Source organism: Acinetobacter sp. Ag2, assembly GCF_001005515.1.
In the GTDB taxonomy this organism is placed as follows: domain Bacteria; phylum Pseudomonadota; class Gammaproteobacteria; order Pseudomonadales; family Moraxellaceae; genus Acinetobacter; species Acinetobacter bereziniae.
In genome coordinates this window covers 39153-56066 of record NZ_LBNA01000036.1, presented here as the reverse complement: position 1 = coordinate 56066, position 16914 = coordinate 39153, and the positions used below count along the sequence as shown (strand labels likewise).

Genomic DNA, 16914 nt, shown 5'->3' with positions numbered 1-16914 from the left:
AATCACCCAATTAAATTTTGCGGAATTTCAACTGAATCGGCATTTTTTAAGCCTCTGTATTCAGCAACTAATTTTGCAGCACTTAAACGCATGTTGTTATTTTTAATAACCTGTTCACTTATTTTTTCAATAGCGTCTGCCTTTTGAAGTTCTGCTTGAAGCTCTTCACCTTTGAGATCTGTTGCGCTTAATCGTTCAAGCTGTGCAAATAAAACAGAATTTAAATCTAATGGTGTATTCATTATTTTGTCTCCCAAGGAGTGTCAGTCGCCATTGTTAAATCAGTACGTCTCTGATTTACATAACTTAATAAACGTTCATGAATAGCCGGGTCGCACTGAGTTATTTCCTCTTCAAGCTTTGCAAGATCAATCAATGTCTTTGCTTCTTGAATACGAACCATCAAAGATGATTGAGATTTTTCAGGTGGGCTCAGTTCAGCTAATCTTTTATGAATTGCTAAAACTAATGGTTTACGCTGTTCCTCATTCCATTGAGTTGTATATTTATACAAAGCATTCGCTTCAGCCGGTGAATTTGATTTTTGAGCACGTTCCAGTAGTTCTGTAAGTAACTGGTTGTATTGATTATCATGAATATTTTCAAGAAATTTTGTCTGAAATTCAGCAAGTTTGCAGACTTTTGTTAGATTAATTTCTGAAATTTGTTCTTCGCTAAAACCTTGATCATTCAAATCATAAAGGGTGGTGTTAATTTCTTCCTCAGAAATACAAGCATTAATACCATCGATATAAATTTGATGATCAGCATTGATTACTTTTGGCGAATATTGTTCAGGATCTAACTCGAGTAACTTATCTTCAGTTAATTTACATAAATGTTGAGTGTGCTCACGCTGTAAATTTCCGTTAGCAAAAAACACCGGGCGTAATGAAAGTACAGCTTCTGTAGTCTTACAGCTTGCAATCTGCGCAGCAAATTTTTCAATTATTGAAGTTGGATCTATTTCAATTTCAGCAAATTCATCTACTGTAAAAGCAGGGCGTGTTTTAGGCGCTGGTTCAGTAATGTTTTCCTGATCATTTTTATGAGCATTTACCTCAGACGTTGAATTTTCAGTCTGAGGATCATTGGATTTTTTACGTGTAGTTTTTTTGGATTTTGCTGCAGGTTTCATGAACTCATGAAAATCTACAACTTTTAAGACCAAATCATTATTTACACCAAGTAAGCTTTGCATAGCTTTCGCTTGATTTTGAGCACTTTCAAAGTTGCGTTGAACTGAACCATTTTTTACTGCTAATACCAGTTCTTCATATTCAGGAATAAATTGACCTTTGACAATGGTCCCAGTATTACCAAGTAAAAAAATGTCTTGACCTGCTGAAAGTTCTTCCAATGAATAAGGTTTTAAAAACGTATATCCATTGATAGTGATTTCATCAATCTTTACGCAGAATTCATAATCAGGCATTGCGAACACGGTTGCAGGGAATTGATCGAGATCATCAAATTCAATCAACCCACCTGCAGCGCGACACATAATATTTTTACCAGCCATTAAAGCCGCAAATGCTTCATTTCCATTCAAAATATTCATTTTTTATTTTCCTCAGTGCTGCATTTGATTTTGTTGTTGAACTTGGTTAATCGGTGGTGTTGTATTCCATCCCATTTGATCAGCTCGTGCACGACAGGCATTCGAAATACCAATCTCATATTGAGTACCTTTGAATGTGTTAATTGCTTTGTCTAACGTCTGAGGCTTCTTCGCATCTTTTATAGCTAAAAGTGCATCGTTAAAACGCTGAGCCAATGGTTTTTGTTGCTGACCATTAGTTTGGTTGTTTTGATTGCTATTAGGTTGTTGAGCCTGCCTAGAGTTTTGTTGATTATTTTGATTTTGAGAGGGCTGTTGTTTTTGTTCATTGTAATGAGCTGCAGCCATTTCCTGATATTTCCAGTCATCCCAAATGCCTGAGAAAATATCGCCAGCAAAACCAATAAAACTAAGTGCCTTAACCATTGCATCTGTGACTGATTTTTTAGGGGCATCCTCGTCGTAAATCATTTTACCTGTACTGGTTTTATACATAGCCATTGTTCCGCCCATGTGTTCCACTGAACACTTTTTACCGTCTTGCATATACCAAACACGGACTGTCGCATAATGCATCATTGTTTCGGCATTACATTGCTGAAATCCTTGTTGAACTATTTCAATTCCCCAACCTTGACCACAAGGACCAAAAGTTTCTGTAGCACGTTGAACTAACCAATAGGGTTGAGGTGATGAGCCTTTATAAGATTTACCTGTAATCGGCTTAACTTTCTTTGGATCTGTTATGCATAAAGAATTCCAAAGGTCCATATTTGTATTATTCGAATTTGTCATGATTATGCTCCAACCCAGCCCATACGTTTTTTAAACGCACGACGTTCATAAGAGGGGATATTTGAATTTTGAAGTCCAATAGCCAATGCTTTACGCTTTTGGAATTTACGTTCACGCTCAAAACTGAGTCGAATCCAAGGCTTTTCTAAGTGCTCAGCAAATTCGATAAGAAACAAATAGCCAGATTTACTTACTCGATAAATTTCGCCATCTTTTTGGATGTATTCGTATGAATAGATACGCATGCGGAATTCGCCGTTTTCATTGCTGATAAATTCAGTTTTCTTTTGAGGAATAGAGGTCATTAGTTTGCCTCCACTAATCGATTACGTTCGATATAACCAACTATCATCTGATTGATATTTCTGTGATCGTTGTAATCGGTGAAATCATTCCAATCTTTACCGTTCACATCTGTAATTTGTTCAACCGCCAAATTTGTAATATCAACGGCTGTAAATTCAGAACCTGGTACGCCGTAACTATCTGGATGAGATTCAAAATCAAAGCTGACTAAAACTAGAAAGCTATCAAGTTTGATAACCGCTTTGCCCGAAGTTCCAGAAGTGAGCTTTAAAGCATCAACGGTGTAAGTAGAGGGTGTAACATTTGGAATGGCAACTGGTAGCTTGTATTCAGTCGTTTTTTGGTCATAAGCAAGACCAACAACACCAACAGTGACTAAACCACTTATTGCAGCGACTTTGAAAAATCCCATAGGCTGTACACGATGTGTAACAATGGGATTGATTGAATTTGGTTTTGTGTTCATAATTCACCTGTTGTTTGGAAAAGCGCATTTGATTTGACGGTCGGTGCGCTTTTTTGTTTTTGATGAGATCTATGTTAACTATGGTTAATTTAATAGTCAAGAAAGAAGTTAATTGTGGTTAATCTTTTTATTAATTATAGTTTATGATTTAATAGACAAAAAAAACCCGACATAGGGTCGGGTTAGATGGAGTTTAATCATGCTTGATCACAATGAAAAACTTAAGTTGGTAATCGAATATATAAATTCAGGAATTACTGATGTTGATATGGTAATTCATAATATTAAGAAGTTAGAAGAAAGTTTGTTCAGTAATCAGGATTAATCTTTTAGAAGGAGATCAATATCAATACCAGTACGACTGACAACCTTGTGAGATTGGTTGTAAAGTTTTAAGAAATATTCTCGCGGAGTCGGTTTAAGATAATCACCTTTTCCATGAGATATCTCAGCATCTACAATTTTTTGCATAAGGTCAAAAGCAACCCTCTCTACAGAATTGTCTTTTATTTCAATAGGCTTACTAATTTCTGTTTTATCTACCATTATTTTCTCCACCCGATTCAAAGGACTGCGTCGGGTTCGCAGTTTTATACTTCTCTGTTATGTCGAACAACAACACCAATAATTGAAATATTTATTTGCAATGAATTTAGTGTTGGAAAATCTGGGTTTAAAGGCACTAATTCAATAATATCAACACCAAATTCATTAACCCCAATTACTCTATACTTTTTAAAAGTTGTTTTTGCTACACCATGTTGAATTTCTTGAGCAATAACAAGTGAGCCAGGCTTAGCTTCTAATGACCCATCAACAACCAATTCATCACCTGGCATAAAAGTAGGTGACATACTCAAGCCTTCAACTTTCAAGGAAAATACACATTCAGGTTTTGCGCCAATATATGTGGTCCATGAAGAGCCAATGGGATTTATTCCGTCATAACCCACATCATGAAAGAGCCCTGCTTGGACATAATCCAATAACGGTATTTCTCTCAAAGGCGTGCTAATAAATGAGACATTGCTTTCATGTTCAATAGAATTAACTTGTTTATTATCTCGTCCAAATAACAACCAGTCATCAGTCACGCCTAAAAACTTTGCAATAACTTTTAAATTTTCAGCAGTGGGAACACTTACACCATCAAGCCACTTTTTAGCAGAAACAGGAGACTTCTTTGTAGCTCTTGCCAGATCAGCAGCTCTTAAATTTTTTTCTTCAAGCTTTTGTTTAATACGAGCATGTAAAGACATAAAAAAATCCCCAAAATATTAACTAATGTTAATACGAACTATTGAAACCATGGTTAACAAGTGTTAAATTTGGTTTATTAACCATAGTTAACTTGGTGTATCCGTGAAAATTAACGATTTAATGAATTACCACGATTGTAAAAATCGAAAAGAACTATCCCAAAAAATTGGATATTCAACTGTCACACTTTGGAAGTGGGAGAAATTTGGAATTCCTCTCACTACACAAGCTGTTTTTCAAATTAAAACAAATGGGAAGCTTAAAGCTGACCAACAAGCCTTAGTCGCTTAGGAAACAACATGAACAAAGTGTCTATTTTTATTTATAAAAATTAAACGTGAATGATTAAAAGGATTCACATATGGAAATCAATTTAAGCCGAGAAGCTCAAAACGCAATATGGCAAATGATAAGTAAAACACCTGGTTTTACTCCTAAAGACATTGCCCAAGTAATAGGGGATTCACATAACACAGTTTGCAATTATGCAAATATCAATATGCCGAATCACTTACCAAGCATTAAAAAATTAGAAGCAATTCTGTATTACACGCAAAACCCAGCTTTATTAAAAATTTGGGCACATGAGCTTGGTTATGCATTGCTGCCTGTTGAGTGCGATCGAAGTAAACATCATGAGCTTTCTATCTTTGAAGCAATGATGCAACACAATATTAAGTCTGGTAAGGCTAACAAAGTTGTTTATGACGCCTATGAAGATGGTGTTGTAACACCTCAAGAATATGAAGAGATACACCAACTCACACAGAATTTAATTGAATTGGCGACAGCTGTAGACCAAGCGGCACTTAAGCAAATGAAAAAATTTACAGCAGGTTTTGAAATTGAAAAAGCCTGATGTTCGAGGTCAGGCTTCCCGTAGTTCATCACGGTTTCAATAACTCATTGGTTTCAAGGAGTATCGAATGACATCGAATCTATCACATGAAAATTATATAAGCAAATTCATGAAAGGTGATGTGGTTGTATTTATGAATCACATCAAAATTAATAGTTTACAGACTATAAAAGCTTATCAACCGAACGATCTATATCTATTGGAAAATGGGCAATTGGCTAAAGAAAATGAGATACGATCTGCCACTTTGCCTGAGCTTTTTCATAAACGCCGTTTAGATGAAATTGAGCAATCGATTGCGGAGGTTTCATGAATAGTCATTTTCAAACTAAACCTGAACATAAACAGACTCAGGAAATCCAATCTTTTTATGAACCAACTCTACTTTTGCTAAACCACATTCACGACATCAAAAAAGACAATTTAAGAATGCGTGGTTACAACGAAGAAAATGCAGCTGTAACCAAGGAAGAATTGGCTCAAAAGATGGCTTATCGATTCAAGATTACGATTTGGTTAGCACACCAGGTTATTACGAGTTTGATCAAAGCTGAACAGGTCATTTCATTTGGTGGATATGTAAAGCCAAAGGTCGGTGAATTATGAGCTTAGATGCGACCGTATGGGCTTGGAAAGCTACAGTCTCATGTGCAAGTGAAAGGCTTGTGCTTTTAGCTCTTGCAGATCGAGCTGGGGATGATCATAAGTGCTTCCCAAGTTTAAAACGATTAGAGAAAGATACAACGTTAAATCGCAAAACGATTATCAAAGTTTTAGACGAACTTGAACTCAAAAGTTTGATTAAATTCACAGGTGAAATTAAAGGGAATGGCGTAAAAGTCTATCAATTAATTGGTGTATTTGGACGTGAAGATAGTTCAGATACCTATACCAAAAAGGGGACTAGTACCAAAAACGACACTGGTGTTAATTTAGGTACTGGTTCCAAAATCGGTACTAGTACCAATAATGGAACTGGAACCAGTACCGATTTTGGTACCGAGACCAGTACCAATTTTGGGACACAGAATCTCCCAAGGAATCTCTCATTAGAATCTAAAAATAAAAAAGACTGGCTTTGTTTGAAAAAACTTTGTTGGGAATTAGATCAAGCCGATCCCACGGTAGTGCCAAAGTCGATTATCGAAGCAAGTTGGTTTGAACGTGAAAAACGAGCATTCGAACTTTTCAATGCCGACAAGGATCTTTGTGATGATCTTTTGATTTACCACTTCGCTGACACACTTTTGAGAAACCGTCACAAATACGACAAAGCGCAAAATGGAAAATCCACTGGCGAATCTGATTCTGTATTTTTCTCGTCACCTCAGCAGATTTATGTTTTTGCCAACAAATTGGCTCAACTTCCAGACGTCATAAATCAATTCAGTATGCCAGGTGAATCTTTTGAAAAACTGGCAAGCAGGATTGCTGCAAAACTATCGGATCCCAATGAACTCCAAAACTGGAAATCACAGCTGAAAATGGTTGGATTTAAATCAAAGAGCAGAGGTGTGGCTTAAGTGGAAAGCATCTCAATTGCTGAATATCAAAAGCTTTATGGTACGAAAACCAGGAAGAAATCAAAGCACAAAAGCAGTACTCGAGTTAAAACTCATCGAGGTGAAAGTATCGGTGAATCAATATTGGCCAACCAGTTAAGAGTTTTAAAAATTAACTTTGAACAGGAATATAAATTCCATCCCAAACGTAAGTGGCGTGCAGATTTTCTCATTGTAGGCAAGAAGATATTGGTTGAGGTTGAAGGCGGTGTTTGGAGTAACGGACGTCACACTCGAGGAAAGGGATATATCGGTGATATGGAGAAGTACAACGCTGCAGTGGTTATGGGATATCAGGTATTACGGTTTAGTACAGAGCAAGTCAAATCAGGTTTAGCGGTTCAACAGATAGAGATGATGGTAGGGGATTTATAAAGATGGGCACGGCAGTCGCAACACAACATATTTTACAAACAGTTGATTGGTCGCGTTTTGACTTAGAAGGCTGGTTATATCAATTTGGTGCCTGGTTATATACCAATACAGGACCTATAGGAAAAAGTGTAAATCCAATCGCTATAGCTATGGATAATGCTGTAAAAGAGAAGAAATATAAAAAATTGAGCCCTGAACAAAGATTAAAAATTATTACTGGTTATCTTATGGAAGATATTGGACAAGCAAAGCCAAGAAAGACTCGTCTAACATGTGAAATAAATGATAACGAGGCGAGAGCTGTACAACGTTTAATTTTAGATCTACAAGGACAATCTGAAATATTGGATGATTGGATGGATGCAGTGATTAGTCGATACTTTTATGGTTGTTCCTGGTCAGAGATGGTGACATCAGAACGTACTCAAAATGATGTACGTTCCGACGTGAAATGTGGTTTGGCTGCTTTGCATAGTAGATATGGGTTTATAAGCTATTAATGGTTGATAAATCAAAAATAGTTAGATTTAGTAGTGACGTGCGGATTTTAATAACCAATACGCCATTAACTTACTCGACAATATAGAGTTTGTGCTTTTTCTTTAATGGTTCAACTTTAGCTAAGGAATCAAATGTTAATTGATTGAAATCATCTTCAGAAATTCCAATTTCATCAAGCATTTGATTTTTATCAAAAGAAGGTTGCGATGCTAATACAGAAATAATTTTAGGTAACATTAGACTTTCATCACGGTGAGTTTCTTCTGGTTCATTTAGGTTATAACCTAATGAATTGATCTTGATTGAATTGCTTCGATTAACCCAATCACTAATTAACCCCAGTTTGTGTGCTTTGTAGTTAATTGCTTTTAAAGATGTTCGCCAAACCTTTTTATACTCAACCATATTTTCTAGTGAAAGATAGCGTGGTGCAGTAGCAAAAAATGAATCAGTAGGCATTAAAAACTCAGAAGAGAATTGATCAGCCTCGGTTTCAAGAACACGATTATCTTTCTCAACTCGAATTTTCTTGTTATGTGTATGCATTACGATATGACCAAGTTCATGTGCACAATCGAACCGAGCTCTTTCTGCAGATTTAAACGTATTTAAAAATATAAAAGGGTTACCGCTTTCTTCATCAAAAAAAGACAAAGCATCAATTTCTCTGATTTCATTAGGAAGTCTAAATACACGAATTCCTTTTAACTCACACAATGAAACAATATTATTAATAGGTTGGTTACCTAGAGCCCATAACCCCCGTAGTTCTGAAGCTATATGTTCAGCGTACTTGGATTCGCCCAAAAACTCAGTAATATCTAAATCTGGACGATGAAATGCAGGTAGCTTTACTTTTTTATTCAAGTATTTATTAATGTTAATTGCTAAAAGAGTATATGCCTCATTAGCTTTTCTATGCTGGGCTTTAATACGAGCAACAGATCGATAGAAGATCTGGTCTGTTTCATGAGGTTGGGACTCATTACCAATGAAAAAAGACATAGGTAAGTTTAGTACACGACATATTTCATTTTGATCATTCTCATTGATTTCTTTGTCTACGTCCAAAAGTTGCTTTACCTTAGAGATAGAGCAACTCAGTTTGTCTGCGAAATCAGCATTGCTTAAGCCACGTAATTCTTTAGCAATACGTAAACGATCTTTATTAAACACATTAACCTCAGATTAGACTACAAGCTTAATATCAAAATCATCTGGTTTAATTTCATCAGATGGTTCCAATAATGGCTTAGGATCATTTTTTACTGGAAGAGTATTATCTATTTCAAATACAATTCTGCAAGTATGATTACTTGGTAAAATGGAGATTTTTTCAGCTTTTAAGTTTTTTACAAAACTAGTTGGGTATGCAAATTCAAAGGGAATAGTTGGGATATCAACATTTTGATAAGCTGGATGTGATGAAGAAGGGAAATATAAAATCCATGTGCGTAATTTTGACTCATCATCATAAGCAAATTGATTCTCCTTAATATTATTTAAGGTCATCAATCCTTTTTCACAGTGTGCAGATACTATTTGATCAGCTATGCCCAAAGCTATATTACCGCTCATAAAGATAATTTGTATTTTTTTTGCTGTATTTTCAATTCTCGGTTGGCTGTCATTATGAAATACCCAAGCAGGATCAGATTGCCTAAGCATTAAAGCTATCTGTTCTCCAATCTTTCCCCATCGTGCGATAAATCGTGCACGATTATAATAAGTATTAGTCTTAAATTCCGCGTCTCCGATCATGATCGCATCTTTGACCAGTTCAAGATCTGGCAATCCTAATTGTTTTGCTTTTTTTATAGCATTGTCACCTTTGAAAAAATCGCAGGGCGTAGGTTCTGAGGGTTGGATTGATTCTTCATCGAGAAGATTTAAGTTCATAAGATATATCCTAAGTAGGTAATAGCTTTTTTATAACATCATTTGATGTTTAAAAAAAGACATTGTATGATGATTTTTCATCTTTTTTTATTAGACACCTTACAATGAAATTTACCAGACTTAAATTAGAAGAAGCAGGCATATGGTTTTTGACTTATTCATTTTTATTAGCATTATTTTTACTATGTGTGGCATTTTTTGGGGATAAAATTAAAAATTTTCTTAATAGTGATAAAAAAATAAGTTCGCTTTCTAGTAAAGATATCAAATTTCTTGAAGAGACATATGGAAAAGAGAATTCTGCATATATATATGTAAATAATGTTCTTGATTTTATAGGAGCATATATACCAAGCAACTTATTAACTATTGTATTCCTTGGATCAGTCTATCTATTGTATTTCATAATGGTACATCGCTTAAAATATAAAAAACTTTCTAGAAATAGTGTTGTCATTTATTTTGTAAATGCTTTAAATTCAATTGCATCCGGTGCTTGCTCATTAATGTTTTTTATTACTTCTGTTTTACTGTTAGGTATAATTTATGTTTGTTCGATTGGTTTATTTTTAGGTCATATTTTTTGGATGTTATTGGCTTTTTACGCGTTGTATGTAGCTATAACTCTATTAGTATTCTTCTTTGATAAGTCATTGAGTGAGACATTAAAAAAGAGTATATCCTAGATTATTTTTCAAATTCAAATTGCCAATTAGAAGCATACCGCTTTAACTCATTCCATATGTTTCAATTTGTACTCCTGGTTTTTCACGAATAATGGAAAAATGAGTAAATTGACTAGCAAAGATTAAAGTGGATAAATAGATTATAAGAATGAAATTCATATGAGAAAATTTCAAGATGATTACTCATATGAATTTTATAATTTACTCTTTAAATGTTTCATTTAAAGCCTGTTGAACCGCATCTACTCGTGATTTACAGGCTTTGTAAGCTGACATAGACTCTTCAACAATTTTCATTAAATTATCGATATCAGGTTCTTCTTGAGATTCTAATAGTTCTGCATTTTTCTTGAGAACTTCATAGCCTTCTTTGAAGGTTAATTCTTTTTTAGTCATTACTATGCACCTTTATTACTTTTGCATCAATAGAACCGTCTTGTAATTCAACTTGGATGCTATCGTTTGAAATTTGTTGAATAGATCGAATTGCTTGTCCATTGCTTCTGACAATACCATAGCCTTTAGCCATAACATTTTTTGGATTCTGCAGTAGGGTTTCTCGAAGCAAACCATCAATTTGCGTGGAAGCTAATTTAAGTTGTTGTTGGGCTAAATATTGAATTGTGCCTTTTATCAAATCTAAGCTCTTTTTTGTCTCATTAATCTGACCATGAGAGAGTGTTTTAATTACTTTCATGTATTGATCATTTTGGCTTTGGTAAGCTGATATCTGATGTTGTGATAAAAGTTTAATCTTATTTAGGGAATCTATTACGTCTTGTACTTGATCCACGATTAAATTTCGAATTCCTCCAATGACTTTGCTTGGAGTATCGAAGGAACGATGAGCTACTTCATCTAAAATGGTCCGATCTTTTTCATGGCCAATACCGACCCAGATAGGGACTGAACGTTTACAGAGTAGGGCCGCTAAATCATAGTCATTCAGATATGCAAGATCATTAACTGCACCACCACCTCGAATAATTACAATTAGATCCGGGGCAGAACTAAATTCTTTAGCCCATTGCCGTAAAGCATTCGACAGTGATTCAGCAATACTTAATGCTGCGGTGTTTCCTTGAAATGTGGCAGAGTGGTATACAAAATTGCAAACACCGGCTTTTTGAAGTGCATCAGCATCTTTCTTGAAATCACCTAAACCGGCAGCATTTTCAGGAGCGATTACCAGGACATTTTGAATATCAAAAGGGGTAGGGAGTGATTTGTTTTTATTAACTAGACCTTCGGCTGTCAGCCTTTCTAAAATTTGTTGATACCGCCGTGCAATATCACCTAGTGTATAACTAGAATCAATCGCTTCAATATTAACTGAAAACCCATATTGAGGGCTAAACACAGCCTTAACTTTGATTAAAACATTTAAATCTCGAGATAATTCTATACCGCTTTCACGTTCGAATTTCAGAACCATTTTTGCAGCACTGAATTTCCAAATTGTTGCCTTACAACTTGCAATAATTTTATCTGTATCTTCTTCTTTTTCAGCTAATTCTAAATAGTAATGACCACCTTTGATACTTAGGTTTCTAATTTCAGCTTTAACCCAAACAGATTCTTCAAAAGCTACACGTATAACCTCTTGAACTGTAGATAAGTATTCACTCAAAGAAAGTTGTAAATCAGACATAAAAGACAGAGAAACTCATAATTCATAAAAATAGTATAGAACAGTGCTTAGTAAGGCAATCAAATTGTATGAAATACAAGACAACAAAAGATCATATTTAATAAAGTATATTCAATCTAAATTATTGAAAATTTATTGTTTTTCATCACAAAAAATTGTTGTGTGTATGTATATTAATATTACACTTTGTATCTAATTATGGGTAAGGTTATTGATTTTAAAGGAAAAATAAAATTATTGAACATATTGCTATCATTGATCACATAAAAATAATATGTAATATTTTCAACGTATTGGACTTAGTATATCTTTCATTTGCTTTGTTTCATGATTTATATACCCACTGAACCACCTCTATGTGGGTATTTTTTTAAGGACCTTTAATGAAATCGTTCTTTATTAGAAATACTAATGATTTTTTGAAAGCTGCAATAACATTAGGGCTAGATTTTTCATTAGATTTAGAAAATCCAAATCAATTATTTCTGATACTCAATGAAAGAAAGAAGTTAAGGATTCCTGAAAATCGGTGGGTTGTTGTTGAGGGTGCATTTGTTGCAGTGTTAACTGATCAAGAATACAAAATGCTGAACTAAAAAACTTTTACTTAATTATACGAGAAAAATATGTCAAATTTATCAACTGGTACTGTTAAATGGTTTAATGAAACTAAAGGTTTTGGTTTTATTGCTGTAGATAATGGTTCAGATGTATTCGCTCATTTTAGTGAAATCCAAGCTGACGGCTTTCGAGTTTTATTAGAAGGTCAACGTGTACAATTTACGATTACTGAGGGAAAAAAAGGACCACAAGCAAGTGGTATAACCTTGGTCTAATTTGAAAGTTTCCAAGAGCCTATTTGTATTGAATAGGCTTTTTTTTTAAATAAAATACCAACAGATAAATAAGAATAATAGTGTTATTAAAATAGATGACATATTGCATTTTAATATATGCATGTTCTTTGTGCATAGTCGTTATGTCTCGAGTTGTATAACTTTTAATTATTTCTAATCTCAATTTTAATTATTAGCTTAGAAAAACATATGCTTTAGAAGGAGTAAATAATATGGTTCAATATTTTAAATGCTTCTTAGGTTCACATCAGGTATTTGACACGCACTACTGTACAGATGGTCATCTGACCGTATGTCGTCATTGCCTCAAAGTAATTAAAATATAGATAATTGTTATATACAGTTTAAGAAATACATCACTGACTGTGATTGAAATTTTAAACTGTATTACTAATTTTATTGAGGGTTTTTCAATGTTATCAGCTGATATAGCAAATAGTTCAAATTTAATTGACCTAAGTTCAATTGAACAATTTAAAAAATATTTTAAAAATCAAATTAAAGTTCGAGCTGATGAAGGTGAGTTATATGCAAGTGAACGTATTTCGAAGTTGATAAATTTTAAAGAAGTTGAAAAGTTGAGTGAAGAATTCAAAGATGCTGGATATAAAGTTAAAGTAAACACAGTAGAGAACAACTTTGTAATTTCAGTTTTTTGGAACTAAATTAGTTTGCTACAAAACCTTAATAATTTTATATGCCTGTTTTCTCCAATCAACAGGTATTTTTTTATTTAATTTCAATGATTCATCTTTAATTATTTGATTGTTTTTTGAAAATAAAGCAAATAAAAAATGAACTTTTTAAATTTTCAAAATTTGATTAAAATACATATATGAAAAGACAACGTAAAAAACATGAATTTCCAAAATCAAACTGGACTACTGAGCAAGACTGTTATCTCATCGAGAATAGTAATCTACCAATCAATGAACTGATGAGAAACTTACCTTATAGCGATAATGAAATAATAGATCGTAAAGAGATATTAGGTCTAGTTCGTAGAGCGAGACAGATGAGAAAGAGTATTTAGAAATCAATAGACGCGAAATTAATCTTTATTGAATTATCTTGAAGTATTGACCTTGCGCAAGGCATATGGCATATTTCTGCTATAGTGGACGAAGTTATGGTAATCCACTAGATAAACCTCACATTGCGGGGTTTTTTGAGTTTTATAATATGAATAAAATACTATTTATTTTAATAATCTTTCTGAGTGGTTGCTCAAAAAGTGAAAATTGGGTATGCAAAGAAGATTTTAATGAATTAGGTCAAAAGATTCAGTTCTCAGAAAACATTGAAACTGGAGAGATTGGACCATATAGTAAGTGCAAGAACTAAGATGAATTATTTTTATGAAAACCTTTAACTTTTTATACATTATTCCTTTATTTTTTATAAACATAAGCATAGCTTATTCTATTCAACCAACAAACTACAATATCATTAGTCCTGATGCATATGAGTCATCAATGAATGGATTTCAAAATGGTATGAATATTGCCGAACAAGCTATAAAAAATAAAAAAGAAAAGGCTTTGCATGAAAGAGAAGAAATGTATAAGAAAGAATTAAAATATTTTCATGATAACCCATCAGAAATCAAAAGAGAAAATTTAGCAAAACTTATGTTGAGTTACCCAGAATTTAACAACCAAACTCAGCAAATTATAGATGGTTTAGAAAAAAATGGATTACTAAGGGACTAACTAGATTCGCTATTAGGGTGCTACACTCCCACCGATAAATAGGAATACACATGAATATTTGTATCGGTGGTGAGCTTCAAGGGCAAATCGTTCAGAATGACGGCTATAAGTTCAAAGTTGACCCAAACAGTGACAAAGGACCTTATTACTTTAGGCAATCAATTGTTTTAGAAGATCAATATTTAAGGTTTTGGTTTTCCAGCACTGTAAAGTTTGAGGATGCTTTGAAGTCAGCAGAAGGTTTAGCAAGGCAGAAAGTTAAAGATACAAAGGGCGCTTAGGCGTCTTTTTTTACGTTTAAATTTTATAAAGGTGCTTGTGACGTGCACAAGAGACTCATAGAGGGAATTAACATGAAGAAGTAAAAGTCTGAGGATTATCAACTTTGATTAGCAACGTTTAGACTCTACGATAGAGAGTACAACCCATGCAGTTCATCGAGCATGAATAGGATATGCAGGAAAGTGATAATCAGAATTGGGAGTGATGCCCCACATCATAAATATATATCGAAACCGAAAATTGATTAGTACCGTGCCTATTAGGTGGCAATCATAGTAGGGAGTAGCTATGGACCACAGCATAGGGCTTCTGTGGTAACTGTTTTAATAATGATTAATAGCAAAAATCAAAATTATATAAAGAAGCAGATTCAGTCATTATCAAAAGTAATAGGTCAATTACTTATGTACAAATAAGTAAGCTATTTCTATCTTTGCAAATTCATTTAATTATATTTCAGCTTATAGTTGAAAACTAGAAGATTATTTAGTAAAGATCTCTTCCAAATTTACAATTTATAAAATAAAATCATGCTTAAAATTTATATAAATCAAGGTAGTTATGTCTAATCATTTTGTATTAAAAGGTGGGATAGGAACAATTGATGCTGAAAGTGATTTTTTTCTGGAAGAATATTTTTTTGAAACCCAAGTTTTTAATGACCTAACAAGTTTTAATGAAAGTGAATTTTCTTTTACAAAGCGAGTTATAGTGGGAAGGACAGGATCTGGGAAAACAGCATTATTAAAAAAAATTAACAGCTTAAAGAATATGAGATCAATAACCATTGAAGCAGAATCAATGATTTTTGAACATATTAAGAATAATGTTTTCATTAATTCACTTATTGAAAATGATATTGATATTAGAATATTTTATAAATCTTTGTGGTTACATGTTTTGTTAATAAAAGTAATTGAGTTATGTCTACCACGTGATAATTTACTCAAGTCATTACAAGCCCTCGTTGTCGAAAAAAATAAATTAGCTGCTGAATATGTTGATACATTTTGTGATAATTTTTTTAACGATAATATTATTTCCGAAATCACTAATAAAATGCAACGAGAACTATCTGCAACCATTGGAAGTGATTTTCAAAAACTTAAGGCGGGCATTGGAGGCAAGGAAAATACTGAGTCAACTGAAAAAATACAATCTCAGACTAGTCGCTATGTGAACACGGAGTTACTAACAAAGCAAAAGCAAGTGATCAGAGCTTTAATCGACGGTTATAAAGATAAAGGAAAAAAATACATCATAAGTATAGATGATTTAGATCGATCATGGCTCAATGAAAATTCAATTAGGTATGATTTCATTAATGCTTTGTTAGATGCATTTCGAGAGCTAATTGATATAAGGAATACAAAAGTATTAATATCAATAAGAACAGATATTTTAAAAGGTGTTTATAAAAATAAACTAAGACAAGAAGAAAAAGATGTTTCTTTAATTTCTCATGTTGAATGGAGACGAGATGAAATATTAAATCTTCTTGATAAAAGAATAAGTTTCATTATTGAACGTCAATACACTAATGGAGGTGTTAAGTTTGATGATTTGTTTAATTTTAAGGTATTAGGCAAACAAGCTAAAGAATACATTTTAGAGCGTACTATGCTAAGACCTCGTGATGCTATTGAATTCGTTAATATGTGCCTTTCAAAAGTATCTGGAGATGTTGGAAAACTGAGCTATGGTGTAGTGCTTGAGGCAGAAGAAGACTTTTACTCAACTCGAAAATCAGCGTTGTGCTCTGAATGGTATAGTTTATATCCAAATTTAAGAACATATCTTGATGTACTATCTGTATTTGATACAAATGAAGTAAATAAAGATACACTTTCAAATAAGAAGGATATGATTTGTGAAATATTACTTAAGTCAGATAATCTTGAGGATGAGATAATTAATAAGTGTATGAATTTTGATTTCAATGATATTTTAAATGTATGGTTTGTTTGTGGAGTTATAGGTCGTAACAAAATTGAAGATATAGTTATTTATTCCAATCATCAAAAAATGGAATTAGATATAACAGATTTCAATAAGAACTTCAGAATCCACCCATTATTTTTTAGAAATTAAAAAAATACTACCTCCTCCGGGAGGTTTTTTATTGGAAATTATTTAATGAAA

The 16914-nt window shown here is 33.3% G+C and carries 26 protein-coding genes; 15 read left to right on the top strand and 11 right to left on the bottom strand.

Translation table 11 applies throughout. From position 1 onward, the window contains the following. Positions 1-2 precede the first annotated feature (2 nt). From AAV97_RS05160 to AAV97_RS05130, 7 genes are all read right to left on the bottom strand, one after another. Positions 3-242 (bottom strand): hypothetical protein, encoded by a 240-nt coding sequence (locus tag AAV97_RS05160; RefSeq protein WP_046760017.1) that lies wholly within the window; start codon positions 240-242, stop codon positions 3-5. Further along, positions 242-1561, bottom strand: a complete 1320-nt coding sequence (locus AAV97_RS05155) for a hypothetical protein (protein ID WP_046760016.1) — start codon at positions 1559-1561, stop codon at positions 242-244. Before AAV97_RS05155 ends, AAV97_RS05160 begins: the two co-directional genes overlap by 1 nt. A 12-nt stretch (positions 1562-1573) precedes the next feature. Further along, positions 1574-2356, bottom strand: coding sequence for a hypothetical protein (locus tag AAV97_RS05150; protein ID WP_046760015.1), 783 nt, complete (start codon positions 2354-2356; stop codon positions 1574-1576). A gap of 2 nt (positions 2357-2358) precedes the next feature. Further along, the gene (locus AAV97_RS05145; RefSeq protein WP_005029076.1) at positions 2359-2661 is read right to left on the bottom strand and encodes a hypothetical protein; all 303 of its coding nucleotides are present in this window, start codon (positions 2659-2661) and stop codon (positions 2359-2361) included. Continuing rightward, entirely contained in the window at positions 2661-3128 is a 468-nt protein-coding gene (locus tag AAV97_RS05140) for a hypothetical protein (protein WP_046760014.1), read from the bottom strand. Before AAV97_RS05140 ends, AAV97_RS05145 begins: the two co-directional genes overlap by 1 nt. A 321-nt stretch (positions 3129-3449) precedes the next feature. Next, positions 3450-3674: a hypothetical protein gene (locus AAV97_RS05135; RefSeq protein ID WP_046760013.1), complete on the bottom strand. Its 225-nt coding sequence runs from the start codon at positions 3672-3674 to the stop codon at positions 3450-3452. Between the two features lie 44 nt (positions 3675-3718). Beyond that, positions 3719-4387 carry a LexA family protein gene (locus tag AAV97_RS05130; RefSeq protein ID WP_046760012.1) on the bottom strand — a complete coding sequence of 223 codons (669 nt, stop codon included), beginning with the start codon at positions 4385-4387 and terminating at the stop codon, positions 3719-3721. Between the two features lie 103 nt (positions 4388-4490). Between AAV97_RS05130 and AAV97_RS21360 the strand changes: the two genes are divergently transcribed. The 7 genes from AAV97_RS21360 (at position 4491) to AAV97_RS05095 (ending at position 7684) form a co-directional block, all read left to right on the top strand. Continuing rightward, positions 4491-4679, top strand: coding sequence for a hypothetical protein (locus tag AAV97_RS21360; RefSeq protein WP_046760011.1), 189 nt, complete (start codon positions 4491-4493; stop codon positions 4677-4679). A 70-nt stretch (positions 4680-4749) separates the two neighbouring features. Further along, positions 4750-5247 carry a phage regulatory CII family protein gene (locus tag AAV97_RS05120; RefSeq protein ID WP_046760010.1) on the top strand — a complete coding sequence of 166 codons (498 nt, stop codon included), beginning with the start codon at positions 4750-4752 and terminating at the stop codon, positions 5245-5247. A 67-nt stretch (positions 5248-5314) separates the two neighbouring features. Next, a complete protein-coding gene (locus tag AAV97_RS05115; RefSeq protein ID WP_046760009.1) occupies positions 5315-5560 on the top strand; it encodes a hypothetical protein in 246 nt (81 codons plus the stop codon). After that, entirely contained in the window at positions 5557-5853 is a 297-nt protein-coding gene (locus AAV97_RS05110) for a hypothetical protein (protein WP_046760008.1), read from the top strand. Before AAV97_RS05115 ends, AAV97_RS05110 begins: the two co-directional genes overlap by 4 nt. After that, positions 5850-6770 (top strand): helix-turn-helix domain-containing protein, encoded by a 921-nt coding sequence (locus tag AAV97_RS05105; RefSeq protein WP_046760007.1) that lies wholly within the window; start codon positions 5850-5852, stop codon positions 6768-6770. Before AAV97_RS05110 ends, AAV97_RS05105 begins: the two co-directional genes overlap by 4 nt. Next, the gene (locus tag AAV97_RS05100) at positions 6771-7184 is read left to right on the top strand and encodes a DUF559 domain-containing protein (RefSeq protein WP_046760006.1); all 414 of its coding nucleotides are present in this window, start codon (positions 6771-6773) and stop codon (positions 7182-7184) included. It begins immediately after the preceding gene. A 2-nt stretch (positions 7185-7186) separates the two neighbouring features. Beyond that, positions 7187-7684, top strand: coding sequence for a hypothetical protein (locus AAV97_RS05095; protein ID WP_046760005.1), 498 nt, complete (start codon positions 7187-7189; stop codon positions 7682-7684). Positions 7685-7754: 70 nt separating this feature from the next. Here AAV97_RS05095 and AAV97_RS05090 read toward each other — a convergent pair whose 3' ends face one another. Together AAV97_RS05090 and AAV97_RS05085 are read right to left on the bottom strand one after the other, a co-directional pair. Beyond that, complete coding sequence (locus AAV97_RS05090) at positions 7755-8861, bottom strand: ImmA/IrrE family metallo-endopeptidase (protein WP_046760004.1); 1107 nt, start codon at positions 8859-8861, stop codon at positions 7755-7757. Positions 8862-8873: 12 nt separating this feature from the next. Further along, positions 8874-9584, bottom strand: coding sequence for a hypothetical protein (locus AAV97_RS05085; RefSeq protein WP_046760003.1), 711 nt, complete (start codon positions 9582-9584; stop codon positions 8874-8876). 104 nt (positions 9585-9688) lie between these two features. On the opposite strand from AAV97_RS05085, the gene AAV97_RS05080 reads away from it, so the two are divergent. After that, entirely contained in the window at positions 9689-10270 is a 582-nt protein-coding gene (locus AAV97_RS05080; RefSeq protein WP_046760002.1) for a hypothetical protein, read from the top strand. A 201-nt stretch (positions 10271-10471) separates the two neighbouring features. Here the strand turns inward: AAV97_RS05080 and xseB are convergent, their stop codons facing one another. Together xseB and xseA are read right to left on the bottom strand one after the other, a co-directional pair. Further along, positions 10472-10666, bottom strand: a complete 195-nt coding sequence (xseB, locus tag AAV97_RS05075; RefSeq protein ID WP_009586282.1) for an exodeoxyribonuclease VII small subunit — start codon at positions 10664-10666, stop codon at positions 10472-10474. Beyond that, positions 10659-11921: an exodeoxyribonuclease VII large subunit gene (gene xseA / locus AAV97_RS05070; protein WP_046760001.1), complete on the bottom strand. Its 1263-nt coding sequence runs from the start codon at positions 11919-11921 to the stop codon at positions 10659-10661. The genes xseB and xseA overlap by 8 nt, the downstream gene beginning before the upstream one ends. A 383-nt stretch (positions 11922-12304) precedes the next feature. Between xseA and AAV97_RS05065 the strand changes: the two genes are divergently transcribed. The 7 genes from AAV97_RS05065 to AAV97_RS05030 all read left to right on the top strand — a co-directional run bounded on the left by AAV97_RS05065 (position 12305) and on the right by AAV97_RS05030 (position 16863). Further along, on the top strand, positions 12305-12517 hold the full coding sequence (locus AAV97_RS05065; RefSeq protein ID WP_046760000.1) for a hypothetical protein: 213 nt from the start codon (positions 12305-12307) through the stop codon (positions 12515-12517). A gap of 30 nt (positions 12518-12547) precedes the next feature. Beyond that, positions 12548-12757 carry a cold-shock protein gene (locus AAV97_RS05060; RefSeq protein ID WP_009586283.1) on the top strand — a complete coding sequence of 70 codons (210 nt, stop codon included), beginning with the start codon at positions 12548-12550 and terminating at the stop codon, positions 12755-12757. A gap of 434 nt (positions 12758-13191) precedes the next feature. Then, positions 13192-13443: a hypothetical protein gene (locus tag AAV97_RS05055; protein ID WP_046759999.1), complete on the top strand. Its 252-nt coding sequence runs from the start codon at positions 13192-13194 to the stop codon at positions 13441-13443. Between the two features lie 170 nt (positions 13444-13613). Continuing rightward, positions 13614-13811, top strand: coding sequence for a hypothetical protein (locus AAV97_RS21355; RefSeq protein ID WP_046759998.1), 198 nt, complete (start codon positions 13614-13616; stop codon positions 13809-13811). A 325-nt stretch (positions 13812-14136) separates the two neighbouring features. After that, positions 14137-14490, top strand: coding sequence for a hypothetical protein (locus AAV97_RS05040; RefSeq protein WP_155769245.1), 354 nt, complete (start codon positions 14137-14139; stop codon positions 14488-14490). Between the two features lie 50 nt (positions 14491-14540). Then, entirely contained in the window at positions 14541-14771 is a 231-nt protein-coding gene (locus AAV97_RS05035) for a hypothetical protein (RefSeq protein ID WP_046759995.1), read from the top strand. Positions 14772-15333: 562 nt separating this feature from the next. Continuing rightward, positions 15334-16863 (top strand): P-loop ATPase, Sll1717 family, encoded by a 1530-nt coding sequence (locus AAV97_RS05030; RefSeq protein ID WP_046759994.1) that lies wholly within the window; start codon positions 15334-15336, stop codon positions 16861-16863. Positions 16864-16914: the final 51 nt, after the last annotated feature.

What these genes read in the sequence shown, in the direction of transcription:
- AAV97_RS05160 (WP_046760017.1), bottom strand. Translation starts at nt 242, where the DNA reads ATGAATACACCATTAGATTTAAATTCTGTTTTATTTGCACAGCTTGAA.
- AAV97_RS05155 (WP_046760016.1), bottom strand. Translation starts at nt 1,561, where the DNA reads ATGAATATTTTGAATGGAAATGAAGCATTTGCGGCTTTAATGGCTGGT.
- AAV97_RS05150 (WP_046760015.1), bottom strand. Translation starts at nt 2,356, where the DNA reads ATGACAAATTCGAATAATACAAATATGGACCTTTGGAATTCTTTATGC.
- AAV97_RS05145 (WP_005029076.1), bottom strand. Translation starts at nt 2,661, where the DNA reads ATGACCTCTATTCCTCAAAAGAAAACTGAATTTATCAGCAATGAAAAC.
- AAV97_RS05140 (WP_046760014.1), bottom strand. Translation starts at nt 3,128, where the DNA reads ATGAACACAAAACCAAATTCAATCAATCCCATTGTTACACATCGTGTA.
- AAV97_RS05135 (WP_046760013.1), bottom strand. Translation starts at nt 3,674, where the DNA reads ATGGTAGATAAAACAGAAATTAGTAAGCCTATTGAAATAAAAGACAAT.
- AAV97_RS05130 (WP_046760012.1), bottom strand. Translation starts at nt 4,387, where the DNA reads ATGTCTTTACATGCTCGTATTAAACAAAAGCTTGAAGAAAAAAATTTA.
- AAV97_RS05120 (WP_046760010.1), top strand. Translation starts at nt 4,750, where the DNA reads ATGGAAATCAATTTAAGCCGAGAAGCTCAAAACGCAATATGGCAAATG.
- AAV97_RS05115 (WP_046760009.1), top strand. Translation starts at nt 5,315, where the DNA reads ATGACATCGAATCTATCACATGAAAATTATATAAGCAAATTCATGAAA.
- AAV97_RS05110 (WP_046760008.1), top strand. Translation starts at nt 5,557, where the DNA reads ATGAATAGTCATTTTCAAACTAAACCTGAACATAAACAGACTCAGGAA.
- AAV97_RS05105 (WP_046760007.1), top strand. Translation starts at nt 5,850, where the DNA reads ATGAGCTTAGATGCGACCGTATGGGCTTGGAAAGCTACAGTCTCATGT.
- AAV97_RS05095 (WP_046760005.1), top strand. Translation starts at nt 7,187, where the DNA reads ATGGGCACGGCAGTCGCAACACAACATATTTTACAAACAGTTGATTGG.
- AAV97_RS05085 (WP_046760003.1), bottom strand. Translation starts at nt 9,584, where the DNA reads ATGAACTTAAATCTTCTCGATGAAGAATCAATCCAACCCTCAGAACCT.
- AAV97_RS05080 (WP_046760002.1), top strand. Translation starts at nt 9,689, where the DNA reads ATGAAATTTACCAGACTTAAATTAGAAGAAGCAGGCATATGGTTTTTG.
- xseB (WP_009586282.1), bottom strand. Translation starts at nt 10,666, where the DNA reads ATGACTAAAAAAGAATTAACCTTCAAAGAAGGCTATGAAGTTCTCAAG.
- xseA (WP_046760001.1), bottom strand. Translation starts at nt 11,921, where the DNA reads ATGTCTGATTTACAACTTTCTTTGAGTGAATACTTATCTACAGTTCAA.
- AAV97_RS05065 (WP_046760000.1), top strand. Translation starts at nt 12,305, where the DNA reads ATGAAATCGTTCTTTATTAGAAATACTAATGATTTTTTGAAAGCTGCA.
- AAV97_RS05060 (WP_009586283.1), top strand. Translation starts at nt 12,548, where the DNA reads ATGTCAAATTTATCAACTGGTACTGTTAAATGGTTTAATGAAACTAAA.
- AAV97_RS05055 (WP_046759999.1), top strand. Translation starts at nt 13,192, where the DNA reads ATGTTATCAGCTGATATAGCAAATAGTTCAAATTTAATTGACCTAAGT.
- AAV97_RS21355 (WP_046759998.1), top strand. Translation starts at nt 13,614, where the DNA reads ATGAAAAGACAACGTAAAAAACATGAATTTCCAAAATCAAACTGGACT.
- AAV97_RS05040 (WP_155769245.1), top strand. Translation starts at nt 14,137, where the DNA reads ATGAAAACCTTTAACTTTTTATACATTATTCCTTTATTTTTTATAAAC.
- AAV97_RS05035 (WP_046759995.1), top strand. Translation starts at nt 14,541, where the DNA reads ATGAATATTTGTATCGGTGGTGAGCTTCAAGGGCAAATCGTTCAGAAT.
- AAV97_RS05030 (WP_046759994.1), top strand. Translation starts at nt 15,334, where the DNA reads ATGTCTAATCATTTTGTATTAAAAGGTGGGATAGGAACAATTGATGCT.